Source organism: Pseudovibrio sp. Ad5, assembly GCF_001623095.1.
In the GTDB taxonomy this organism is placed as follows: Bacteria; Pseudomonadota; Alphaproteobacteria; order Rhizobiales; family Stappiaceae; genus Pseudovibrio.
Window position 1 is genome coordinate 338,347 of sequence record NZ_LMCH01000065.1, and the last position, 24,801, is coordinate 363,147.

Below are 24,801 nucleotides of genomic sequence, written 5' to 3' on the forward strand. Positions count from 1 at the left end.
ATATTGGTATTAATATATTATTTACCATGTTTGATTGCACATAATACAGTCGAAAGCAAAAAATAGACTGATCTGGGGTGTGCCAAAACCACTGTAACGCATAGGCAAATTTTGTAGGGGCTGAGATGTCTGATCTAACGGGGCATAGATCCAACTTTCCTTCCTTAATTGGAACAACAAAGCCATCCTTAAAGTCTGGCACGCATCCAGTTGTGGATGTCGCCGCTGTTTCAATTGCACAGCAATTTGCGTCTGTTCAGTTGAATTGGGTTGATCTGGAATTCGACGAAACAACAAAAGCTCTCTGGCTTTATATGAAAAGCGAAGGGCGTCCTTGTTTTACACCTGAGTTGCTGAGCGAACTCGCACAGTCACAGGCCGTGATGAAGCGTCTTTTTGAGACTTATCAGCCAGCAGATCCGTGCCCGATCAACTTCAAGGTCGTCGCCTCTCGTATTCCAGGCGTTTACAATCTCGGCGGTGATCTTAACCTGTTCATCCAGCTTATCCGCGAAAAAGACCGTGAGAAGCTTCACCAGTATGCCGTTGATTGCATTGACGTTGTTTACCGCAACGCCATCTCTTCAAACCTTCCAATCGTCACGATCGGCATGATTCAGGGAGATGCATTAGGTGGTGGATTTGAAACTGCGCTTTCTTGCGATGTAATTATCGCAGAACGTCAAGCTAAATTCGGTCTTCCTGAGGTTCTGTTCAATCTGTTCCCAGGCATGGGTGCTTACAGCTTCCTGTCACGCATGGTCGATGGCCGCACTGCAGAAAAAATGCTTATGAGTGGTCGTCTCTACTCAGCTGAAGAGCTTCATGAAATGGGCATTGTTCATGAGATTGTAGAAGAAGGCGAAGCACCGTTTGCGGTTCAGCAGTACATCACCAAGAACGCACGCAAGCACACCGCTCACTCTGCCATTTACCGCGCAGGCCGTACCGTTCAGCCTGTTGCTTATGAAGAACTGATTGACGTCGTCGAGATTTGGGTCGACGCCGCTCTGTCTTTGTCCGACCAGGACTTGAAAAAGATGGAGCGCCTGACAAAAGCTCAGGATCGTCTCGGTGCTCCATCTGTACGTAAACAAGCTTTCTAGAGTTGTACTGGCTCTAAGAAAAATCCAGTGTGCTCAAGCGGTTGATAGGATTACTTCCTTCCTGCTTGAGCTGCTGTAGATATCTGGTCAGGTTTTCATGATCGCGCTTTATCTTGCCTGACAGCTTACGCAGCATGTCTTCACCCAGGATCGGCATTTGCGGCGCAGGCAAGTTCTCCATGTCATCACTCAGTTTCGCAACTTCCGTCGCCCCAAGGTTGACTGAAGCAGAACGAAGCGCATGCGCACTTGCCCGAAATAGCTCTGCATCCCGAGCTTCAAATGCAGCTTTAATATCGCGATGCAGCTGTGTGGTGTCTTTCAGATAATCTTCAATCACAGCAATAACGAAATCCAGACCACCAAGTGTTCTCAGTTGTGACAGGCTTGCATAGTCGATCCCAGAGGAAACTTCAGAGGAAAACCGAGGATGCTCGGAAATAGACGTTACCTGACTATTAGCAATCTTCTTGCGGGTGATGTTTTCGTAAACGCCACTTTCTGCAATCACATCATCAACCAATGTCAGAAGCTTTTGCGGCTCGATCGGTTTGGTGGCACATGCATCAGCCCCAGCTTCCTGCGCATTTCGCGCAGCCGCGCGACTTGCATCTGCTGTGAGCGCTATGATCGGAAGGCGATCCTGTCCAAGTTCTGTAATACGATGCAACTTGATGGTTTCAATACCGTTCAGCACCGGCATATTGATATCCATGATCGCCAGATCGTAAGAGTTATCTTCCAACTCATCCAGGGCCAGTTCGCCATTGCTGACGAGTTTGCAGGTATGACCACCCTTTTGCAGGATTTTTTCAATAACACGCTGGTTGGTCTTGTTGTCTTCAGCAACAAGAATGTTCAGCCCAATATAGCGACTGAAGTAAGCCTGTAGCTCTTCCTTAAGCTCCATGCCAGATTTCGCATCTTCCGCACCTGCGGCTCTTAGAGCCCAGGCAACCGCTTGCGTGGAAACCGGAACTTTGATCGAAGAAACAATACTTGGCTGGAAAACGTCCTCGCACTCTTTTTCCGATGCAGCTGAGTAAACTGGAATCAGATTGACGTTGTGATGCTGACCAGTCGATTTGAGCGCATAGTGCAGGCTATCCGACGTCGCTGCCAGAACATCTTCCCCAACGAAGAGAACAATCTTGCCGCCATCACTGGACGTTTGTTGACGCAAAGCACTGAAGGCACTGCCAACTGTCTCAAAACACTCATGCTCAATGCCACAATCCTGCAAAGAAGCAGCGCAAACATCCCGCAGATCCTTGCGTTTGGAGACAATAGCAACAGCCCCATCTTCCACTTCAAGCCGAATTGTCTCATCACTGACGGCACGGCCTACTTTCAGCTCAATGACAAAGGTGCTGCCCTGCCCCGGCTGGCTGGTGACAAACACCTCACCGCCCATCGCCCGGACAACTTCACGTACAATGGAAAGACCAAGACCTGTCCCACCAAATCGATCCACGATGCTGTCATCAGCCTGCGTAAAACGGTCAAAAATGCGCGACTGAGCATCTTCAGAAATGCCAATACCGGTATCTTTAACTTCCAACTGCAGTCGAATTTCGCCACCATCAGCTTCCTTGCAAACTGCGCGAATGGAAACAGAACCTTCTTCAGTAAACTTGACAGCATTGCCGGCAATATTCAGCAAAACTTCGCGGATATGACGTGCATCACCCACGAGGAGCGGAGGTAAGTTGCTGTCCACGTAGCGCGAAATGATCAACCCTTTACCGCGCGCTTGGCCCTGCACAATCTGTGTCACCTCACGCAGGATCGAGTTCATGTCAAAGACCGTCCGACTGACGATCATTCGACCACTTTCAATCCGGCTAAAGTCAAGAATGCCGTTGATCATGGAAAGGAGCGAGCTACCGGAATACTTGATGGTCTTCGCCATATCCCGCTGCTCAGCATCCAACTGCGTATCCTGGATCAGGTCACCCATGCCAATGATCGCATTCAACGGTGTCCGCAACTCATGACTGACAGCGGTGAGGAACTGGGTCTTCGCTCTATTAGCGGTTTCAGCAGCATGCTGTGCTGCGGTCATCGATCTGATGAGCTTGCTTGCATAGAGCGGCACAACAACAAGACACCCAAGCAAACCCAGACCAAGAATGAACTCACCTTGCCAGTATGGGGTCGTCAGCACCACAGCGAACCCACTTACAGAGGCAATTGTCGCCAATGCCAGATAATCCAACCCAAATCGGAATCCGTTACCGAAGATCACCCAAAGATAGATCGGAAACAGGATTGAAAGGTATTCCCCTCCCACATACAGCCCGGCAGAGACTGCCCCGACATCTAGAAAAACCGCCAGAACGCGCCGAAGCGAACTGATGTTCTGCGAGTAGAGCAGATGAGCGAGCAGTGCCAGGGACCCAACACCAAACGTGGTCATGATGACATTGGTCTGGAAGTTTTCATGAGATCCAAAAGTGATGTTCGAAGCAAGATAAGGCGTGATCAGCAAGGTAAACATAAAACGGTTCAGAGACATCTCGCCTTCACCGCCGCCCAACTGAATAATACGCTTATAAAGATCCTTTAATCCGCTCAACGGGAGCAACTGCAGCTTCGTTTTTGTGTTGTCGTTCATAGTTCAAACTCCGCCCCAGCCAACGCTCGTTGCTGCCCGTTCCCTTGCAAATTCGCCGCTTGCTCTTCCAGGAGACGTAAAAAGTCCTCAGCAGGTACAGGCTTGCCAAACAAATAACCCTGCGCCATTTCACAGCCAGCATCTGTGAGATATTCAGCCTGTTCCCGGGTCTCGACACCTTCTGCAATGATGGAGAGATCAAGGCTCTTACCCAAACCAACGATAGCCTTGATGATGACCGTGTTGTTCGGGTCCGTCATCATATCTCGCGTAAAGCACCGGTCAATTTTCAGGCAATCAACGGAGTATCTGCTCAGATATGCGAGGGAGGAATAACCCGTCCCAAAATCATCAATCGAAATCGCAATTCCCATCTCACGGATCTCGCGCAAGTCGCGGACAGTTGCTTCTGAGCCGTGCAGAACGATGTTCTCTGTAATCTCAATCTCAAGCTTATCCGGCGGCAAACTGCAGGAAACCAAAGCATCTTTCAAAAGCTGTGGCACGTTCTGCTTACGGAATTGTGTTGGCGAAATATTCACCGCAATCCGAGGCGTCGCCACCCCTAAGTCGAGCCACTTCTTTGCCTGCTGACAAGCCGCAAAAATCACCCACTCACCGATTGGCAGAATAAGCCCGACTTCTTCAGCAGTTCCCAAAAAGACGTTGGGAGCAACCACACCATAATCTGGTCGGTTCCATCTCAGCAGCGCTTCAGCACCAACAATCTCCTGGGTCCGCAAATCAATCTGAGGCTGATAAAACAGTTCCAGCTGATCATGCTCAATCGCGTTCCGCAGCTCAGCTTCCAACGCGACGGTTTCTTTGACGTGATGATCCATCTTCGTCGAAAACAGATGAAACGTGTTTCCACCATCTGCCTTGGATTGGTACATGGCCATGTCTGCGCAACGCAGCAACTCTTCGCTGTTAAGGCCATCCTCCGGGTATTTGGTAATCCCAACACTGGCACTCGTCTGAAGTTCCCGCCCACTGATATGGAACGGTTCTTCAACCACACTCACCAAATGCTGAGCAAAGCGCAGAGCCTCTTCTGAACTCTTCAAATCAGTCTGGAGAATAGCAAACTCGTCACCACCCAATCGCGCAACCAGGTCCGAGCCATCTACACAGCGCAATAAACGCTCTGCGAGCACCTCCAGGAGGCGATCACCGGTACGATGACCCAAAGCATCATTGATTGATTTAAAGCGATCCAGGTCGATAAAATGCAGTGCAAAGCTACGACCGCTGTTTCGGCACTGGAAAATCTCTTCATCAATGCGCTCACCAAGCATCGTTCTGTTTGGCAAACCCGTCAACGCATCGTGGTGCGCAATATGAAGTAAATGCGCTTCTGCACGTTTGCGATCAGAGATATTGGTCGCGGTCGTCACAACATGCGTTGTGTTCCCATCAACATCCAGCAGAGGGCTTTTTGTAACGATGAAATGGAAGATATCACCAGCATGGTTTCGCTGTTCAATTTCATAGGGCGGCAAGGCTCTGCCCGTAATGAAAACCTTGCGATCCAAACGACGATTTCTCTCACGCGTAAACTTATCAAACTTGCCGTAAGTATCTTCACCGACAAGATCTGCCGTGGTCGAATCCAGAAAGCGCGCCCAGGCCGCATTAGAGAACGCACAAAGCCCATCTCGTGTGCTGGTCGTGATCATAGCTGGAACACTGTCGATCACTTGCGCCAGCTGCTCACGGGAGTCTCGGAGCGCTTCTTTGCTCTGTTGCTCCACGTTGACCAGTTCCTGTTCAAGAAAGCGAGCATGACGTTTGACCGCATTTTGCTCTTCTCGCAGAGCAAGCAAGTTTCTGGCTCGGCTGACGAACTCATTATGGTCAACCGGACTTTGCAGGAAATCAGTTGCGCCCGCCTCCAGCGCACGAATTCTAAACGAGCGATCCGTAAAGACGGTGATGACAACAATCGGCACATCGCTGCAATGCTCAAGCGCGCGCACCTTTTGCGTTAGATCAGCGCCATCCATTTCCGGCATACTGTAGTCGGTAATAATCAAGTCGGGGACGCTGCTCTCCATATATTCGAGAGCATCAACCGGCGAAGCAAAACAGTGCACTTTGACAGATGCATCTACAGCGAGAGCAAGCTTTTCAAAAATACTTCTATTAATTGCCCTGTCATCGACAATAACGATTGTTGTCATGCAGCTACCACCACGAGCCTAACTGCCGAAGGCAACAAACACCCGCAGCAGTTGAACAAATTCACCCCATGGTTATCTTCGCTTAAGGAGACAGTGTTAAGAAATGCCAAATAGTTATCATTAAATGCCTAGTATCAAACTTGTGGTTCTATTTACCTATCGGCATACATCAGTCGTCCACTGCCAGTGTACAGACGCTTTAGTTTCCTTCATCAACAAAATAAAGCTAACGTAAGCGGCAGTTTGCAGGGATTTCTACGGTAAATCAAAGGACTACCCAATTAGTTACTGAAACATTGAGAACACAATAAAAAATTTTCTTCAAATTGCACTAAACAGTTGTGAATATAGATCCACATACACTCACTTAAAGCTAGTGCGCCTGCACAATTAAACAAATAAGAGTGCAGTAACAAAAGTGAGTCTCATAAAAAAAGCAGGTATAGCCCGCCATTCTCCTTTGAATCATTCTTAGTAGAGGTTGCTGAGCATTAGACCTTATACCAAGAAACATCACACTGCAAAAAGCTCATATGGTTGAACCAGCTTAACGCAACAAGCTATTAAGCTCGACCAATATCAAGGCTCTCTGAAGGCTCTCGACATGCTGTCACGAACAGGCTCCATAAGGTAATCGAAGAAGGTACGATCTCTCGTTGTGATGTACACCTCTGCCGGCATGCCCGGTGTTGCTTTGAAGTTGAGGTATGTCGGAATTTTCTCACGATCCAGCTTCACACGCGCCTTATAAACATCAGCAGAAACGCTCATTGGATCCTCACTTCGCAACGCATCAGCTGATACGTATACGACCCTTGCGTCCAACATCGGCGTAATCCGCTGGTTCAAAGCCGTCAGGCGAACCATTGCCTTCTGCCCTTCTTTCACGTTGTCAATCTCGGTGGTTTGGATCGACGCTTCAATAATGAGCTCATCCTGCAGAGGTAGGATTTCCATTAGATCCTTACCACTCTCAACCACCCCACCTGCAGTGTGATAACGCATCCGAACAACAATCCCGCGAACTGGCGCTACAATCTCAACACGCTGCAGAACATCTTGCGCTGCACGTATTTGCTCGCTCACATCATCCAAATCAGCATTAACGACCTGAAGCTCTCCTACAGCAGTTTGCGAGGCCTCATTCTCCGCCCTCACAATTTGCGCCTTTGCTCTGGCGATACGCTCAGTCGCATCTCCAATTTCAGCAAGGATACGACCTTCCTCACCTTTGAGATTGGCCAGTGAGCGTTGAATGCGAAGTACGTCAGATTTCCGAATGAGGCCTTTTCCGAGGATCTTTTGTTTGGAAGCCAACTCTTCCTGAAAGAGATCCATCTGCTCCTTCACAGCAACAAGCTGCGATTGGCCACCCTGGATTCTCTCCTTTAGTGCCTTGATACCTTGAGCAAAAATATCAATTTCGCTCTGAAGTTTTCGGGTTCGAGCTTTGAAGGTCAGCAACTGGTTCAGAATGATACTCTTGATCTTAGCATCCTTCGCAGTGCTTAAGAGTTCCTTCGGCAGCACCAATGACTTCTGGCCTTTGGCCTCTTGCGTCAAACGCGCCTGAATAGCTTGAAGGCGTGCTTGCCGGATCAACAAGCGCTCAAGGTTAGCTTTAGCTGCTGTCTCATCAAGTTTCACCAGCACTGCGCCGGCAGCCACCACATCCCCTTCTTTCACAAGGATTTCCTTGATTATCCCACCTTCAAAGTGCTGAACAATCTTATTTTGCCCAGTGGCAACAAAGGAGCCTGAGGCGACGACAGCCCCTGCCATCGGTGCACTGGAAGCCCAGTACCCAAATCCGGCAAATGTGAAAGCAATAATGATAAAACTAGCCAGTATGGGCGCGCGAGTTGTGCGAGGCACATCCTCATACCAGCTTCCATCAAGTATAAGAGCTCTAGTAGACATAAAAATCACCAAATAAGAAAAGCTTAAACTATTCAGCTGGTTGTGCTGCTGGCAGATTATGCCCCGGCGCATTTTGATGTTGTGGAATGCCGGGCCGCTTACCAGTTATCAATGGCATCACTTCATCACGACTGCCAAAGGCAGCAACCGTCCCATCCTTGAGCATCATGATTTTATCGACACAACGCAGCAAAGCAGGCCGTTGCGTGATGGCAATAACAGTCATGCCATCTTGCTTTGCACGTTCAAGAGCCTGAGCAAGCGCCTGCTCCCCGATTGTATCTAAGTTAGAATTAGGCTCATCAAGAACCAACAAACGCGGATTATTGTAAAACGCGCGCGCCAATCCAATACGCTGACGTTGCCCGCCAGAAAGCGGTGCACCATCCATAGCAACCTGCGTCTCATAACCCTGCGAAAACTGCGAAACCATCTCATGGATGTCTGACATTTGCGCCGCTTTGAAGACATCTTCATCTTTGGCTTCGCGGTTCATGCGAGCAATGTTCTCTTTAATTGTGCCCGGGAAAAGCTGCACATCCTGTGGCAGATACCCAATGTTTTCGCCCAGCTGCCGGCTATCCCAGTTCCGCAAATCCATCATATCAAGACGCACATTGCCCGCCGTCGGAATAAGGGAACCAACCAACATCTTCCCAAGCGTGCTCTTGCCTGATCCCGAAGCACCAACCACCGCCAACGATTCACCGGGAGAAAGCTGGAACGAAATACCGTTTAGGATCACGCGTTTGTTGGGTGGTGGAACAAACAACAAACGCTCAACACTCAACCGCCCTGCAGGATTCGGCAGGCGCAACCGATGTACATTCAGGGGCGAAGTATGGAGCAATTTCTGAATACGGCCATACGCACTCTTCGCTCCTACATAGCTCTTCCAACCATCAATAATGCCTTCAACCGGAGCCAACGCACGACCACCAATAATAGAGGCTGCAATAATCATCCCCCCGGTTATTTCATTGGAAAGCGCAAGCCACGCCCCCCATCCCAGCATCGTGATCTGTGTCGACAGGCGGATGAATTTTGAGATCGCAGAAATCAGGACGTTTCTGTCTTGTCCCATTATTTGCGCTTTCAAAGACTCTGCAGTCTCTTTACCCCAGATAATCACCCCTTCCGGGATCATCCCCATCGCATTCATGACCTGCGCATTCCGCGCCATTGCTTCAGCTTGCAGATTGGCACGCGAGGAAAACGCATTAGCCTTTCCAAACGGTACAGCTGTCAGCTTCTGGTTGATCCGTGCAAGCACAAGAAGCAACAGAATGGTCGTTGTCACAATCATCCCCAAATGAGGATGAACCAGATAAACGACGAGCAGGTATATAGGAGCAACCGGTGCATCCATGATGGTTAAAAGAACTGAACCAGTGAGGAAGCTTCTCAATTGCTGAAGGTCGGAAAGAGCCTGAAATTCCTGACTACTGCCGTTGTGAGACGCTCGCGCCGCGGCACTCAAAACAGGCCCACCAAGGCGTGTTTCAACATCCACAGCAACCCGCATGAGCATGAAGCGCCGGAACATATCCAACAGCACATGTGCAAGCACAAGCCCGATAACAATGGCTGTCAGCATCACCAAAGTATCAACACTCCGGCTCGTCAGAACACGGTCGGAAATCTGAAATAAGTAAATTGGAACAGACAGGATCAGAAGACTGGCGCAAAACGAAAAGAAACCAACATAAAGCAGGTTTACCTTGGCACGCGCCAATCCATTCTGCATCAACTTGCGAAAATCAATATCTTCATAGGGTCCTCCATTCTTCCTGGAGGCGAAATTACCCTTTTGGCTGGCAAGCTTTTCTCCATGTGCAGGCTCTTGTTGAACACCATCCACCTGCAATGTTTTGCTCGCTTGCCTCCCACGTTGCCGGCTATTGTTCTTTGTCGCTCGAGCTTTAAACATATATTCTCTCTATAAAAACCTATTAAAATCAAACAAGTATATCGGAGACCATGTCACTCTCACCCGCATAAGGAACAAACGCGGGCGACGTTCCGGTTTCGCTACCACCGTCATTGCCAGTAAATGCAACAACTTCCGAAACCAGATCTGTATTTCCATTCAATGCTGTTTCGAGATCATCTTCTTCAGAGACAACGATATTGACTTTTATAACAATGTCTTCCTCTGAGTATTCGCCATCCAAATATTGAAAACCCGACTGACTATCATAATCAATGATGGTTGCTTTGTTGCTCGTCTTGTTACTTGACGTGTCCAGATATCCCTCTTGGTCATCTTCAACGACCTCACCATTAATAACCTGCGTGAGAACACCATCATCCTCTTGTTCTTTATGGATCTTCACATAGTCCGCATCTGAGAGAACATTGATCTGCTCTATCGCATTGATTTGGTAATAATCACCAGTGATGTAGAGGACTTTCAGATCAGTGCTCGGCAGGATCGGCAAACCACCTGTGGTAGAAGAGGCGGTATACTCGTAGTCCCCTGCTCGACCATCAATAGCGTCCACCAAACCGTTCACCTCAGAGGTCATCGGCTTCATCAGCGATCCGCCACCAATATTCTTAATCGTACCTTCATTGGTCAGCACATTGTGCCGTCCGGTCCCATTGATAGCTGCACCAGTCGCATCAATATAATCGGCATCCAGGAGGATATTTTTCTGACTGATGTAGTTGACGTCATAGTAGTTTCCAAGAACAACAATCACATCGTAATTCTGAATGTTATCAATCAACTGCGCCGCGTTGACCTGGGTGTTATCTCCGGTCTGAACATAGTAACCACTGTTGTTCAACTGGTATGAGACGCAGTCGTCGTCGGAAAGAAAGTTTTTCTGATTAACAATGTTCAGGTCATAAAAATTGCCGCTAACAACATCAACACTCATGGTGTAATCAGGATTGTTGTAGGTAACTGCGGAGGAAATAATGTACTCACCTTCAGAAGTCACATTGGCATCATTGAAGACAATCGTTTCATCAAGCCCCTGACCAACGACAGTGTCCGTTGGCTGATCTGTAGGACCATAATATAAGTTGCTCTGAATGATCGAGTTTGTGGCGTAGTAGTCCCCCATCACGACAGTCGAACATTTCAACTCACTCAGGTCTACAATCGAGGCAACATTGACCGCTTCATTGTCACCGGTCGTTACATAGCTGCTATCGCTCTGTTCATCTTCAGAGGTGTCGTCTTCTGCCTGCTCGTCCTCAGGCAGTTCACCAATATTCTCACCACTTGTAAAAGAAGGATTTGGTGCATCATTCTCCGCTCTATGAACCAGCATTTCGCCAATGGCATCAGCCGCACTTTGCGCATCACCATCATCAAAAATCTGGTCAAGCGTATCCAGCTCAATGTCACTCGCAACATCAAGCAGATGATCCAGCACTTCATCTGAGTTCCACTCAGGAATATCATCCCCAAACTCACTCTTGGACAAAAGCAAATCATCATCCGTCAGGGCGTTTTCCTGAGCGAGGTTTATTTCAATGTCCGGCGCATAAATATCACGATAAGTGAAGGTGATAGTATACGTGTAGTCCAGCGATTGACCGCTATCTCCACCTTGCGGCAGCTCCGGGCCCGTACCGTCTTCAAACAGTACAACTTCAGAAGGTGGAACAAACTCAGAAGCATTTACGAGCGTCTCAACCGAATATGGGAGACGGGCTTGTGACAGCGCGCTAATTTCTGGCAAAAGCGATGGAAGACTGTAGAACTTTTCATAGGGAAGGTCTGTGGTATCTCCGCGAGAATAAACCACTTCCACCGGAGTAATCACAATAGTGTCTTGGGCAAACCGTGCTTCGTCAAAGCTCTGTTCAGCTGTAGCGATACTATCAAAAATCTTCATGTAGCCGATAAAGTGCCAGCTCAATTCATTTATAGCCTGCGACAGCATAAAATATCCTAACAATTTCATATGGATATATAAAACAACCTGCGCGGATCACTCCGCGCAGGTCTTGTTTAGTTTGGATTATGCAAGGTCGTCTTCGCCAACCACGTTCACGGTTGAGGAGCCACCCACGACGTTGACATCAACAGCATTGGCCTGAACGTTCGCACCCATGACAATTGTCTGGTTAAAGGCATTCGCCACACCCAGAGCATCAGCAGTCGCAGCCGTAGAAGCCGTCACGCTGTAATCGTCACCAGTACCGAAGTCGAAGAGACTTTCTGCATCGTGAATGCCATCCGCAGACATGGCCTGACCACCATCAGCAACGATAGTCTGATCAAGCGTTCCATGGTTATGAACTTCAACATTGGTGATCGTGTCTTGATCATACAATGCATTTGCTTGCTCAGCACCGAAGATGGTGTCAGTGCCATTCGCATCCAGATTGCCAAAAAAGCCGCCACCAACATCTGGGCTACCAGAAGGTGTGATGTCCAATGCACCCAGACCATCATCTTCTCCTGTGAAGAGAAGCGTATCGTTCTGACCTGTAACATCCAGCTCAGTCGAGTTGACCTGCTTGTTACCACCTGAGTACAGGCTCTGGTTGAAGGCAGATGTCTTCGCCGTAGCATCCGCAGAAGCAACAGCTTCCGCAGTTACAGTGTAGTCATCACCAACAGAACCATTAGCAACGAACGAACTCACTGGATCGGTAATACCGTCACCAGAGTCAGCATCACCACCAGTTGCCGTAACAGTCTGAGTTAGCTCATCGAAGTTTTCGACATCGGCTTCATCAATCTGGTCGTTGTCACCAGCAGTGTTGTTTTGTGAGAACAAGGCAAGGCTGTCAGCATTGCCAGCAACGGTACCAGATCGAATTGAGTTCGAAGCCCCACCCTCACTGTCATCACCAACGGAGATGACATTCTTGTTGTCTCCAACAATCTCAACATCTGCAGAGTTTACCTGCGCATTGCCACCGGTAGATATTACCTGGTTGAATGCTGAGGCTTCCGCAACAGCATCAGCAGACGACAAGGCTTTACCTGTGAGAGATGCATTGTCACCAACGTTCAACGCACCCTTCACATCTGTGCCATCAATACCACCGGAACCAACACCAGCACTCGCAGTACCACCTGTTGCGGTAACATCCTGCTCAACATTAGAGTAGTTAACAACATCCGCATCAGAAATACTGTCACCATCATAAATGGTATTGCTCTGATACCCGCCGAGGAGGGAGTCGGTTGAATCTACACCGCCGTTGTTAGCTGGACCAGTACCAGTTACAGATGCAAATGCTACGTTGGAGTCTTCGCCGGCAGACTGAACATTACTGCTTCCACCAGTTACGCTCAGATCAAGATCATTACTCTGAGCATTACCACCAGAAAACAGCTTCTGGTTCATGGAAGACGCAGAAGCAGACGCATCCGCAGTTGCTTGCGTAACACCAGTGATGGAAGAGTCATCTCCAACACTCGCAGCTCCAACATCTCCATCCCAGTCGGCAACACTGATGCCAGCACCACTTGTGGCTGTTCCGCCTGAAGCAGAGACATCCTGATCAACCATGTCGCGATTTACGACATCAGCATCAGAAATGGTATCCTTGTCACCAAGCGTGTTTTCCTGCCACGCACCAGCTGCTGTGTCGGTATCAGACTGACCGGCAGCTGCTGCCTGACCAAACTGGCCAAGTGTTGCATTGTCTTCGCCAGATGCAGCAACGCCAGAGTTCGCACCTACAATGCTTGCATCGTAAGAATTGCTCTGTCCATTGCTACCTGAACTAAGAACCTGCTCAAACGATGCTGCAGAAGCCGTAGCATCAGCACCAGCGTTGGAAAGGCCACTTATGCTGCTGTCTTCCGCAACACCAGGAGCACCTTGAGCACCAATTTGACCATCCCCACTGGATGCAATGCCATCACCAGCAGTTGCAGTTCCACCAGTAGCAGTCACATCTTGAGTGGAATCATGGAAGTTACGAACATCGCTATCCCAGATGGTATCGCCATCGTAAGCGGTGTTACCTTGTAGGCCACCTGAAAAACTATCGGTGTTCGTAGTTCCAACCCAAGTACCGTTTACTTCCGCGTCGTCCTGACCAGCAGAAGCAACATTCACATCAGCACCAGTAACAGAAACGGATGCAGAGTTGCTTTGAGCATTACCACCTGTCAACTGCGTCTGAGTGAAGGACTGAGCAACACCTGTCGCGTCAGCAGATGCTGAACTGGAGCCTGAGATGCTCTCATTTCCATCAATGTTGGTTGAGCTGCTACCAGTCTGAACAATACCAGCTCCAGAGGAAGCAGTTCCACCGTCTACATCAACACTCTGAGTGCTATGGCCCCAGTTAGTGACGTCCGCATGCTCGATTTCATCAACATCACCAAGCTGATTGCTCTGATCACTCCACGAGGTTGTTGTGGTGTCATGATCGACAGGTGCAATCGGCTCAGACCCAGCAGTAGCTCCGCTCTCACCAGCTGCTGCAACAGCTTTGTTACCACCAGTAATATCGACATCGACAGAGTTTGATTGAGCATTGCCACCAGTTTTGAGCGTTTGCCCAAAGTTGATCGCAGCGCCTACACCATTCGCACTTGCAGAAGCACTGCCGGAGATGGAGCTATCATCACCAACGGTATCAGGACCTAGATTACCACCAAGAGCTTCAATACCGTTACCTGCGGTCGCACTGCCAGCATCAACTGTGACGGTTTGCACCGCATCTGCTCCACCAGTGTTGATGACATCAGGGCTGAACAAAGTGTCGCCTTCGTACATCTCATTTTCTTGAGACTGAAAGGATCGGGTATTTGTGTTGGTGTCACCTCTGCCAGCCAAAAGCGAAACAGGGCCTGCAGCAGCACCAGCATTGTCTTCACCAGCAATCGAGGCCGTCATTTCTGCGCCAGTCACAGAGACTTCAGCAGAGTTACCTTGGGCGTTTCCGCCTGTGGTCAATGATTGCGTAAAGGACTGTGCGACACCTTGAGCATTTGCAGAAGCCGCTGCTGATCCGCTCATGTCAAAGTTACTATGCACGGCTGCAGAAGTACCGGAGTTAAAAGAGACACCGTTACCAGCATTAGAGATGCCGCCAGTTACATCAACAGTTTGAGTACTGTCATGCTCATTCCACACATTCGCATCATCTATCTCATCTTTATCGCCAAGCGCGTTAGACTGATTACTTTCAGTGCGTGTCCCAGTTCTGTGATCGCCGTAAACTGATGGGTTGTCAGCATTTAGAGACGCAGTGGCACCGTCCTCACCAGCAGAAGCAGTAACCTGATTTGCTCCAGTTACACCTAACTCGGAGGCATTACTTTGTGAGTTACCACCAGTGCTGACTTTCTGTTCAAAGCTTGCAGCAACACCCAAAGCGTCAGACTTGGCAAGCGTCGAACCAGTGATGGAACCATCATCGACTACGTGTTCCGCACCTAGACGGCCACCGTTCATGTCAATACCGTCACCAGCGGTCGCATCGTCACCGTAGGCTTCAATCTTCTGAGTGGAATGCCCGTCATTATGAAGGCTTGGCTCTAGAACTGCATCGGCATCGTAAGCTTCGTTAGACTGGTTAAACCGAGCATTTGTGCCTGTTTCAGATTCATTAATAGATGAATTCCAATCGGCACTGACCTGAATACCAGCAGTCGCGTCATCTTCACCAGAGGTTGCCTGGCCAACACCAGTACCTGTAATGTCAAGACTTGCAGAGTTGCCCTGGGCATTGCTGCCTGCAGAAATGTCTTGTTGGAAACCAACGCCAACAGCACTTGCTGAAGCAGATGCGACAGCACTACCGCTTACGCTTCCGTCACCACCAACAGATGCAGAAGATCCGATATGGTCAATTGAATTGATGCCATCATCACTAGATGCATTACCTGCTTTGGCTTTAACAACCTGCAAAGAGTCATCAAGATTGGCAACTTCAGGATTTGCAATAGCACCGTCAATATTGCTGCCACCGAAGCCACCACCAACGCCATCATTCAGTTCATTTGACTGAGTGACACGCCCACGAGTGTTGGTATCTGAGTTACCAGAAGTGTAATTAGGTGCATCGACAACAGTTTCAGCACCAGATCCACCAGCACCAGAAACATCTACATCTGAACCTGTGATCGATAGATCAACATTGTTGCCCTGCTCGTTGCTACCAGTTTGCAGTGTCTGGTTGAAGCTACGCGCAAGACCAGACGCATCGGCTTGCGCAGCAGTCGAGCCAGTGATGCTTTCATCATCACCAACGCCAACATTTGACCCAGCAATATCAGTTGGTCCAGCACCAATGATGCCATTACCAGAATCAGCATCACCACCTTTAACTTTTACACGTTGCTCAGCATCACCATCATTCGTGACGGTAACATTATTGAGTGTATCAAGGTCATTCGCGTAGTTGGATTGGTTCGCACGAACCAGTGTATCCGTGTCGTTATCTGCTGCTGCCGCCCCTGCTTGATGCGCATTGACACCAGAGCCGTCACCACCAACGGTCGACGCATCAAAGTTTCCGCCAGTTACACTGCCGGAGACATCGTTGCTCTGCAAGTTCGCACCGGTCGCGATACCCTGATCAAAGGCAAGCGCAACACCCTGGCCATTAGCTGAAGCGGAAGAGCTCGCATCAATGGTCAGGTCGTCGCCAATCTGTAGTGCAGCGTTAATATCCTGAATGCCATCGCCAGCCTGTGCGATTGTATCAATCAGATCATCACGGTTCACTAAGACCTCTTGGTCTAACGAGCCGTCATTAAGCACTTCAGCGCTACTATCACCATTGTGCTCTACGACATCCTTATCACCGAGCGTGTTATCCTGTTCCGCACTGATACGCGTATCAGTGCCATCAGTAAATGGATTGTAACCAGACATATCGTCTCCAAATATTCGGAGAACTGCCCTGCAAGAAGCCGATCATTTGCGTCAGCTGGTTGCCACAGGTTCTCCTGAGGATTGAAAAAATGTTTCATTCCATGATTTGAAGGCTGTCTTTTCGATTTAGCTTTTTGATCAAAGATCAGAACAAGCAAATGGCTTGTAAACTCGGATAACCCCGAATTTGGACGCAAGATTCCAGCTCGCACAAATGTAAAATCTGTACGCTAAACAACACGTCGGCTTCAGAAAACGAAGTAACCGATAAAATATGCGCTGGTTCTGGAATTCTGGCTAAATTACTAACTAAATGCCCTTGCTAAAACGAATAGACTCCATTCCTCCAAACAAAACCTCCAGTAAAGAAGAAAGAATATTCCTCTTGGAAGCGGCGGAAGCTATACCACGGCCTAAAAAACAGACAAACCAAGAGTAATATCTGGTAATAATCAACAATACATTCAATTGAACTAGATAATAATTACTATGACAATCTAGGATATTAATAGTGAGTTAACGTTAGTATTCGCAAATTAGTGTTTTAAATATTACTAAAAAAAACTAAGTACTCCTAACAAGGAAGTGTTTATTGGTCTCAATAATGACAGTGTCATCTAAATCACATAGCAACCTGATCAAGAAATAGGTTTTCTGTGACCTATGTAATATGCAGTGAATTCTCAAGGTAGCTAAAACACCGTTTGAGTGTAAAAGTTATAGGTTTATAACCAAACTTTGCCGACTAATAAAAGAACGCCATACTCTAATTTAAAGACACAATCCGCCCAGTAACCCACATTCCTGATCGCATAAATTTCTTCACAGGTAATTCAGGAATATCTTCAGTCACTGTGGCTTATGCTCCTTTAAATCTCAGGAATCATCGAAACTAAGCCTCATTTACTTCACCAACACTCCCCAGACATTCAATCAAAGAGTCGCCAAGCAAAACCTGTCCGTCACGCTCTATAAATAACGCCTTAGCTTTGCTACCCTTGCGTTAGAAACCTAATTATAGGCTGCAAAACGAGTATTCTCAGACAGGCGCGCTTTATGCACGATCAAACCTCTCATTCACCTGACTTTGACGAACTAGACAGAATTGCCCCCAACAAGGCTGGGCGGCGAAACCTCCTGTTCGCTTTGATTGGAAACATCAATTACAGCTGGTCCAACAATGAGAGCACGTTCATCTACATCCTGCAGCATCTCATGCAGACCGACGAACTCACCGCAACTCTTGTCTTCGGCACTCTCAACACAACGAGGGCAAGGCTGGAACTGATAGAACGCCTGGCAGACGCAAAGCTAAAAAATGTTGCTCTCAAAAAGAAGCTGCGCCGCATTCTTCGCATCTTCAACGAAAGTACCCGGCTAAGAAATGAATTTAGCCACGCAACTTTCAAACAGAACCAGCAAGGCGAAATCACCCACACCCATTCCATGCGCATTCAACGCAAGAATGGACAGATCCAGCTCGGGGAAATCAAGGCAGTCGACGACGCGCGCATCACTCAAATGGGAAATGCAATCGAGAAGCTTGTGAAACTCAATCGTGAGATCTGGGCATTTCTACCCGAGCTGCAGCAAGCAATGACACATACAACAGAAACCGAGGAAGGTCAGAGATCAACCCATCTCCAACCTTCCTAATCTTATCTCTATGAAGAACTGTGCTTCCCGGCTGTAAGGCCAACCAGTCGGAAATATGCCCAATAAGGGACAAATCGTAGCAGTTTCAAAGCCGTAACAAGCGGGAAAGGAAACGCAATCTCAAAGCTCTTACGGTCAAGGCCTTTCTTGATCCGTTTGGCAGCCCCTTCTGCACTCACGATAAAGGGCATAGGCAACTTGCTACTTTCAGTCATCGCGGTCTTCACAAACCCGGGATTGATGACTGAAAGAGAGAGGTTCGCCCGATCAAAACTCGGTTTCAACGCCTCACAAAGATTGATGAGCGCAGCTTTTGTAGGGCCATAACTTGCAGCGTAAGGCAGCCCTCCATACCCACTAAGCGAGGAAATGATGGCAACGTGCCCGGAGCCGCGTTCTTTCAGCAATGGGAACAAGTTATGTATGGTCCGCACAGCACCAAAATAGTTTGTATCCATCGCACTGACGCAGACTTCCTCGGTCAATGTAGAAAGTCCACCAATGTGAAAAACACCGGCGCAATAAAGCGTCAAACCAGGTAGGCTGGCATTTTCATCAAAATCGTGGGCGGCTTGAGCTATCTGCTCATTATCCGTTACATCAAGCGGTAAACTCGTCACTGATGTGTATGTTTCTTTCAGTGCTTCAAGTCGATCAACCCGGCGGCCACTCGCAACAACCTGCCAACCATCATCTGCGTAAAGCTTGCAGAGCTCCTCACCAATCCCTGAAGTTGCCCCAATAATCCAGACAGTCTTTTTTCGAGATGTCATTCGCTCTCCCCCCAAAGCAACATTAGAATTCCCATGGGAGGAGCAAAGCATAGGTCTGGCTATTGCCGCAACAACTTCTGCGTGCTCACAGCACACCAGCTCTCGCTTTTGTTTATACTCGCCTCACAACTGGCAAGGCTACCAGCCTTAGAAACAAGCAACTGACCTTTCTCAATCCTGTTGAGATAAACGAAAAGCTCCGGCTTATCGCCTTCATCATCAGCACCCGGATGTTCAAACTCAGAGATCTGAGCCGAGCTTTGATGGCAACCAGCATAATGGATCTTAAAGCGCGGCTCCGCCAAAATTTCCTTCAACGCGACAATGCCTTGCTGACATTCCTCAACACTATCTTTCTCAACGTAGGAAGCACCCACCTCACCATTTGGCCCCGCTGAACTCAGCAAAAACATGAGAAGCACGGTTTTCATGTGATGATACCCTTTAAATACAGTCCCACCGCTATTACGGCAGGGCTTTAAAAACTAGAAGATGACACTCGCAGATAGTTTAAACGCCCGGCCCGGTGCAGTGAGTTCTTCGACTGACGGTTTATAGTCTTGGTCAAAGATGTTCTCGACAGCTGCATGCACTTTTAACCTGCGCTTTTCATCGAAATCGTAGGAAAAGCCACCTGCCAAGTTAAGCGTGGCAAAACCGTCCGCTTCATCGATACCACTGCCATCCTTCTGCCGATGCTCGCTGGAGAAGCGACTGTAAAGATCCGCATAGGCTTCAACTCCGTTATCAAAGGCCCAGGACTTCATCACGCCTAGACGGCCAGATACCAACGGCGTGTCGGTATCAAAGGTGTTGGTTGCTCCGGAACTAAATTGGCGCCGCATCAAAGTGATATTGGCATATGGTGTGACCGCCAACTCAGCAAACTGATAGGAAGCAGCAAGTTCGAGCCCCCAAGTCTTAGCCGCATCAATATTCACGTAAATATCTGAGTTTGCAGTGCACTTTGAACCATGAACTGCTGCATCACAATCAACCGATGTGATGTAGTCCTTCGCATCGGTATAAAACGCGCTCGCATCAACAATCAAATTCCCGCTGTCGAAACGCGCACCAATCTCTGCGGTCACTGACGTTTCAGGATCAAGGTCAGCGTTACCATAGATTTTTCCAGCAGGAGAAAATACTGAGCCCAACGTGCTTTGGAGGAGTGTCGGATATACATATCCCTGAGACACATGCGCTCTTAGCGCAAAATTCTCAAAGCCCGTATAGTTTAGACCCAAAGCACCCACAAATGCCTGATCGCTCTCATCCCGATCACCTGCAGTGCCTTTATTCTCACTCACAACGAAGTAATAACGACCACCAGCAGTTAGCGTAAGATCATCATTCAGATCCCACTCATTCTGAAGGAACGCAGACAAAGTCGTAAGCTTGGCCTTATCTCGCTCTATGATATTGACCGGAATGACAGGTCCGGGAACGCTGATAGTATTCGTACCAGTACTAAAGCTATCTTTATCCAACTGATCCTGGACAGCCTGAAAGCCGATTGAGGTCAATACGTTATCAAACAGGGTTAGATCAACCTGCCCATTCAAGCCGAATGTAAGCAGTTTGCTCTGAGTCTCATTCTCGCGCTTCATAACTGGCGCTCCAAGACGGGGAGGAGCCAGCTCATAGTCTACAAGAGCCACACGATCAATCTGCTGGACGTATCCATCCAAATGGATTTTAGCAATGCTCTCATTTACATCGGTAAAGTCATAGAATAAGCCAATTTTGGAACGGTCGCGCTTTGGCAAGTCCATATCAAACTGACGCATCACGAGCCCGATATCGGCGGGATCAGTGTAAACCTCACTTTCCTGCTCAAATCGTTCAGCCTTGATACTAAGTTTGTGTTGGTCGCCAGTGTAGCCAAAATAGGCCGTTACACTCTGGTTTTCAAAAGCACTACCTTCCAGCGTGCCATTTGCTGTTTCGCGATCACCATGTTTGGATTTGCTAGCAGAAAACCGATAGTCCCACTGATCAATAGTCCCAGCAGCTGAGCTGAACCCCGTAATACCATCAGTAGAGGAATCGAAGGCCGTTCCGACCTCTACCTGCACGGCACGATCGGCACCCTTCTTAGTGATAATATTTACAACACCGCCAATAGCTTTCGAGCCATGCAGGACCGAGCCCGGGCCCTTCACCACCTCTATGCGTTCGATATCAGACGGAGAAATCAGAAATACAGCACCATAAGAAGTATGATCAGAGATCTCTTGCCCATCTACGAGCACAACATTTCGCGAAGATTCTTCACCACGAATGCTGATCCGCTTCATACCTGCAACGTTGCTATCGATAATCTTGATACCAGGAACATCACGCAGAACTTCAGTTACGCTATCCGCAACAGACCGCTCAATCTGCTCGCTCTCCACCACAGCAACGGAGCGGGTTACCTCATCCAGGCTTTGCTCACTACGCGAAGCTGTGACGACAATTGGCCCGAGCTCTTGTGGATCTGTTTGCTCCTGAGAATATGCACCTGACTGCAGTGCGAAATAGCAGATTCCGGTCATCAAGCCGGAGACAAAACCCTTGGACATCCCTACAACCTTTAATATGAGTTAATTACTCATATTATTGGATTGAGATATCTATCAATGTAAAAAGCGCCACCCAGGTAAAATACATGAATATAATACTCATATTTGTGTCATTTTAAACACATCTCAGGTTGCTTCTCCTTGCTTCATTTGATTTGGATCAAGCAACCACACAGACAAGAGTTTCTGGCAGATGACAATCAGCAGCTTCGTCAACGGCTGATTCGACTCACTTACTTTGGTAGGAGCAAAGAAAAACCCACCTTTGAGAACTCTCAAAGGTGGGTTACTACTCTAGCGCCCTATGCAACTAGCCTAAGCGATGCCTAGTCATAAACAGCAGAGACTTTCTCTTTGTAAGCTTCCAGCGCATTGGCTGGCAGGCTGTGGGCGATGCCCTGGTGGCAATCAATACAGGTCTTGCCTTCCTTGAATGCATCAGAGTGAGCGGCAGAGGCACGACCTTCCTGAAGAACGAAGTCCATAGAGTTGAACTCATGACAGTTACGGCACTCGCGACTATCGGTCTTCTTCATTGCAGTCCAAACATTAGTCGCCAGTTGAAGACGTTTCTCCTCAAACTTCTCCGGACTATCAATGGTGCCCAGAGCCTTGTGATATAGCTCTCTGGAAGCTTGTACTTTGCGAACCACCTTATGCACCCACTCTTTCGGCACATGGCAATCCGGGCATGTTGCCCGCACGCCAGATGCATTCGCATAGTGGGCCGTCTCGGTATACTCCGCATAAACATTTGCTTCCATCTCATGGCAGCCGATGCAGAATTCTTCGGTATTCGTCATCTCCATGGACCAGTTGAAACTACCCCAAAAAACCACACCGACAACAACGCCAATCAGCAACAGAGCGCCTGCAGAAATTGTCGTTGCAGGATGTCTCAAAAACCGCCAGATCCGTTTGAACAAGCCAGGTCCCTGATCTTTACTGGGAATTGCGCCTTGATTGCTCATATTAATTTCCTCCAGTCAGAAGTGCCATCTAGCGTTCGCTTGACGGAGTAAATTCATTCTCCACCAACGGATCAGCATCGACTTGAGGAACATGGCATTGCGTACAGAACCAGCGTGTACCTGCAACCCGGTCCAGCTGACGTCCTTCACGGTCTGCATAATGTGTCATGGATAAGGTTGGCGCTTTTTTCTCCCCTGCATTAGCCCAGTCATGGCAAGTCAGACACTGGTTGACTTTCAGGTCGACCTGATAAGCCTCAGTCTTGTGTGGCACCAATGGTGGTTGCTGACGGAACTCACGGTTCACCCGAGTGTTTTGCGGGCGAGCAATCGGCTCGACGAAGACAGGTTCATCAACCTGTACACCCCGCAATGACTTTACCCCCTCTGCATGTGCGCTCAAGGCAGCAAAGCCGGTAAGGTGCAAAACCGCCATAATGGTGATAGCCTTCCAAGGCACTCCCGTTTTCATTTGTGACCTCCCATAGCTTTGGTCGTGACCGGATCGCGGGGGCCCGGTTCGATTGAAGTAGGTTGAATAAGTTGAGTATCGAAACGATGGGTGAAACTGAAAACATCCAGATCGCATACGTCGATACAGCGACCACAAGACGTACAGTCTCGATTTACAATCAGCGGGGTATCATCCCCTTTGCCTCGCAAAGCCGGAGAGATTACGTGGATCTCGGGGCAAACCTCGAAGCAGTCCATACAGTCATCACAGGCATCCCGGTTTTTCGCAGAAACCCGCAGCAAACTCTTGGTGTTGAGCAGCCCATAGACAGCCCCCATAGGACAAAGATGCCCACACCAACCATGCCGGGAGACAAAGGTGTCGAATAAAAACACCATCAACACCGCAGCCCAGGCAAACCCCATGCCGAACACCAATCCGCGGTGCAGCAAGGTCACGGGATTGACCAGCTCATAAGCAAGAGAGCCAGATCCGGCAGCAACCAGCAGTGTCATGGCCAGCACCCAATATCGGGTGTGCTTTTTCGGTTGCCATCCTTTTTTCAGATCAAGCTTGCGGTGCAACCAGTTGGCGCTATCAGTCACCACGTTCATGGGACAAACCCATGAGCAATACAGCCGGCCGCCAAATACGGCGTAAAAGCCAACCACAATGGCAACACCAATCAAACCTGTCAGTTCAGGCCAATGTCCTGTCACCATCGTCTGCAGCAGCAGGAACGGATCTGTCAGCGGAAGGATATCCAGCGTCATGCTGGAGGTCAGTGTTCCTTTGACAATCCAAAGGCCTGCCCACGGCCCTGCGAGGAACAGAGCCAGAATGAGCAATTGCGAACTCCGTCTGAGCAACAGAAATCTGTTGCGCAGCACCCAGCTTCTCTTCTTCTCTTTTGGTACATGAGCGTCTAATGCATGAGTGGTCATGGCCGCCCCTTCCCTGGCTGGAACACGGGCTCAAACCCACCAGCATCCGGCACACGATCAGGCAGATCAATCACACCGGGAACCAACGCATTTCCTGCTTTGGCTTTTTCCTCCCAACCAAGCCGGTAGTGCTCAGCACTCTCAGCTCTGGCAATGCGGCGAGGAAGAACCTTGATTGCAGCTTCCGGCAACACACACGACTGCTCGCATTTGCCGCAACCCGTGCAGACGTCTGCATAGACTGTTGGCGAAAAGACTGCATGACTACCGGTCCGCGTGTTTGGTGTCATTTCGAGTGTGATCGCTTCATCAATCAGCGGGCAAACCCGATAACAAACCTCACAACGCAAACCGAGGAAGTTAAGGCAGTTCTCCTGGTCAATCAGAACAGCCACACCCATATCAGCATCGTCGATATCGGTGAGAGAATGATCTAGTGCTCCTGTCGGACAGGCAGCAACACAAGGAATATCCTCACACATTTCACAAGGCACATCGCGGGCTGTAAAGTATGGCGTTCCTGTTGCCGGGCCAGTTTCACCAAGCTCGGCGAGTTTCAACGTGTCATATGGGCAATCGCGAACACACAGTCCGCATCGCACACACGCACTCAAAAACTCTTCTTCAGAGAGAGCTCCGGGCGGTCTGATGGCGTCGGCAGGAAAAGCCTTAGCCTGCGCCTGATAGACCGTCAGAAACGTCGCAGCAACAGCACAGCCACACGCTGTGCGGGCCGCGTCGCCAAGAAACTGGCGACGCTTTGCACTGCTGAGGCCTGTCTTTTTGAGATCAGACAT

Annotated in this window: 15 protein-coding genes; 2 read left to right on the forward strand and 13 right to left on the reverse strand. The window is 48.9% G+C overall.

What is annotated here, in order from left to right; translation table 11 throughout:
• The first annotated feature begins 125 nt into the window (after nt 1-125).
• Entirely contained in the window at nt 126-1,106 is a 981-nt protein-coding gene (locus tag PsAD5_RS24685) for a crotonase/enoyl-CoA hydratase family protein (protein WP_063294039.1), read from the forward strand.
• 13 nt (nt 1,107-1,119) lie between these two features.
• Here the strand turns inward: PsAD5_RS24685 and PsAD5_RS24690 are convergent, their stop codons facing one another.
• The 6 genes from PsAD5_RS24690 to PsAD5_RS24715 form a co-directional block, all read right to left on the reverse strand.
• The gene (locus PsAD5_RS24690; protein WP_063294040.1) at nt 1,120-3,723 is read right to left on the reverse strand and encodes a hybrid sensor histidine kinase/response regulator; all 2,604 of its coding nucleotides are present in this window, start codon (nt 3,721-3,723) and stop codon (nt 1,120-1,122) included.
• Nucleotides 3,720-5,906, reverse strand: a complete 2,187-nt coding sequence (locus PsAD5_RS24695; RefSeq protein ID WP_063294041.1) for a GGDEF/EAL domain-containing response regulator — start codon at nt 5,904-5,906, stop codon at nt 3,720-3,722. Before PsAD5_RS24695 ends, PsAD5_RS24690 begins: the two co-directional genes overlap by 4 nt.
• Before the next feature lie 579 nt (nt 5,907-6,485).
• The gene (locus PsAD5_RS24700) at nt 6,486-7,826 is read right to left on the reverse strand and encodes an HlyD family type I secretion periplasmic adaptor subunit (RefSeq protein ID WP_208988807.1); all 1,341 of its coding nucleotides are present in this window, start codon (nt 7,824-7,826) and stop codon (nt 6,486-6,488) included.
• A 28-nt stretch (nt 7,827-7,854) separates the two neighbouring features.
• A complete protein-coding gene (locus tag PsAD5_RS24705) occupies nt 7,855-9,693 on the reverse strand; it encodes a type I secretion system permease/ATPase (RefSeq protein WP_063294112.1) in 1,839 nt (612 codons plus the stop codon).
• Between the two features lie 91 nt (nt 9,694-9,784).
• Nucleotides 9,785-11,728 carry a hypothetical protein gene (locus PsAD5_RS24710; RefSeq protein WP_063294042.1) on the reverse strand — a complete coding sequence of 648 codons (1,944 nt, stop codon included), beginning with the start codon at nt 11,726-11,728 and terminating at the stop codon, nt 9,785-9,787.
• A gap of 78 nt (nt 11,729-11,806) precedes the next feature.
• On the reverse strand, nt 11,807-16,639 hold the full coding sequence (locus tag PsAD5_RS24715) for a beta strand repeat-containing protein (protein WP_063294043.1): 4,833 nt from the start codon (nt 16,637-16,639) through the stop codon (nt 11,807-11,809).
• A 1,056-nt stretch (nt 16,640-17,695) separates the two neighbouring features.
• On the opposite strand from PsAD5_RS24715, the gene PsAD5_RS24720 reads away from it, so the two are divergent.
• Nucleotides 17,696-18,295 carry a hypothetical protein gene (locus PsAD5_RS24720; protein WP_063294044.1) on the forward strand — a complete coding sequence of 200 codons (600 nt, stop codon included), beginning with the start codon at nt 17,696-17,698 and terminating at the stop codon, nt 18,293-18,295.
• Between the two features lie 8 nt (nt 18,296-18,303).
• On the opposite strand, the gene PsAD5_RS24725 is transcribed toward PsAD5_RS24720, so the two are convergent.
• The 7 genes from PsAD5_RS24725 to napG all read right to left on the reverse strand — a co-directional run bounded on the left by PsAD5_RS24725 (nt 18,304) and on the right by napG (nt 24,801).
• Entirely contained in the window at nt 18,304-19,068 is a 765-nt protein-coding gene (locus PsAD5_RS24725) for an SDR family NAD(P)-dependent oxidoreductase (RefSeq protein ID WP_063294045.1), read from the reverse strand.
• 59 nt (nt 19,069-19,127) lie between these two features.
• Nucleotides 19,128-19,499: a hypothetical protein gene (locus tag PsAD5_RS24730; protein ID WP_063294046.1), complete on the reverse strand. Its 372-nt coding sequence runs from the start codon at nt 19,497-19,499 to the stop codon at nt 19,128-19,130.
• 54 nt (nt 19,500-19,553) lie between these two features.
• Nucleotides 19,554-21,635, reverse strand: coding sequence for a TonB-dependent receptor plug domain-containing protein (locus PsAD5_RS24735; protein WP_063294047.1), 2,082 nt, complete (start codon nt 21,633-21,635; stop codon nt 19,554-19,556).
• Between the two features lie 326 nt (nt 21,636-21,961).
• Complete coding sequence (locus tag PsAD5_RS24740) at nt 21,962-22,606, reverse strand: NapC/NirT family cytochrome c (RefSeq protein ID WP_057461273.1); 645 nt, start codon at nt 22,604-22,606, stop codon at nt 21,962-21,964.
• A gap of 28 nt (nt 22,607-22,634) precedes the next feature.
• On the reverse strand, nt 22,635-23,078 hold the full coding sequence (locus PsAD5_RS24745; protein ID WP_208980620.1) for a nitrate reductase cytochrome c-type subunit: 444 nt from the start codon (nt 23,076-23,078) through the stop codon (nt 22,635-22,637).
• Nucleotides 23,075-24,004, reverse strand: coding sequence for a quinol dehydrogenase ferredoxin subunit NapH (napH, locus tag PsAD5_RS24750; protein WP_057461272.1), 930 nt, complete (start codon nt 24,002-24,004; stop codon nt 23,075-23,077). Before napH ends, PsAD5_RS24745 begins: the two co-directional genes overlap by 4 nt.
• Entirely contained in the window at nt 24,001-24,801 is an 801-nt protein-coding gene (napG, locus tag PsAD5_RS24755; protein WP_057461271.1) for a ferredoxin-type protein NapG, read from the reverse strand. Before napG ends, napH begins: the two co-directional genes overlap by 4 nt.

Bases quoted from the DNA above. Each gene is read 5' to 3' on its own strand.
- PsAD5_RS24715 (WP_063294043.1), bottom strand. From the start codon at position 16,639: ATGTCTGGTTACAATCCATTTACTGATGGCACTGATACGCGTATCAGT.
- PsAD5_RS24735 (WP_063294047.1), bottom strand. From the start codon at position 21,635: ATGTCCAAGGGTTTTGTCTCCGGCTTGATGACCGGAATCTGCTATTTC.
- napH (WP_057461272.1), bottom strand. From the start codon at position 24,004: ATGACCACTCATGCATTAGACGCTCATGTACCAAAAGAGAAGAAGAGA.
- PsAD5_RS24685 (WP_063294039.1), top strand. From the start codon at position 126: ATGTCTGATCTAACGGGGCATAGATCCAACTTTCCTTCCTTAATTGGA.
- PsAD5_RS24690 (WP_063294040.1), bottom strand. From the start codon at position 3,723: ATGAACGACAACACAAAAACGAAGCTGCAGTTGCTCCCGTTGAGCGGA.
- PsAD5_RS24745 (WP_208980620.1), bottom strand. From the start codon at position 23,078: ATGAAAACGGGAGTGCCTTGGAAGGCTATCACCATTATGGCGGTTTTG.
- PsAD5_RS24710 (WP_063294042.1), bottom strand. From the start codon at position 11,728: ATGCTGTCGCAGGCTATAAATGAATTGAGCTGGCACTTTATCGGCTAC.
- PsAD5_RS24730 (WP_063294046.1), bottom strand. From the start codon at position 19,499: ATGAAAACCGTGCTTCTCATGTTTTTGCTGAGTTCAGCGGGGCCAAAT.
- napG (WP_057461271.1), bottom strand. From the start codon at position 24,801: ATGTCTGATCTCAAAAAGACAGGCCTCAGCAGTGCAAAGCGTCGCCAG.
- PsAD5_RS24695 (WP_063294041.1), bottom strand. From the start codon at position 5,906: ATGACAACAATCGTTATTGTCGATGACAGGGCAATTAATAGAAGTATT.
- PsAD5_RS24740 (WP_057461273.1), bottom strand. From the start codon at position 22,606: ATGAGCAATCAAGGCGCAATTCCCAGTAAAGATCAGGGACCTGGCTTG.
- PsAD5_RS24700 (WP_208988807.1), bottom strand. From the start codon at position 7,826: ATGTCTACTAGAGCTCTTATACTTGATGGAAGCTGGTATGAGGATGTG.
- PsAD5_RS24720 (WP_063294044.1), top strand. From the start codon at position 17,696: ATGCACGATCAAACCTCTCATTCACCTGACTTTGACGAACTAGACAGA.
- PsAD5_RS24725 (WP_063294045.1), bottom strand. From the start codon at position 19,068: ATGACATCTCGAAAAAAGACTGTCTGGATTATTGGGGCAACTTCAGGG.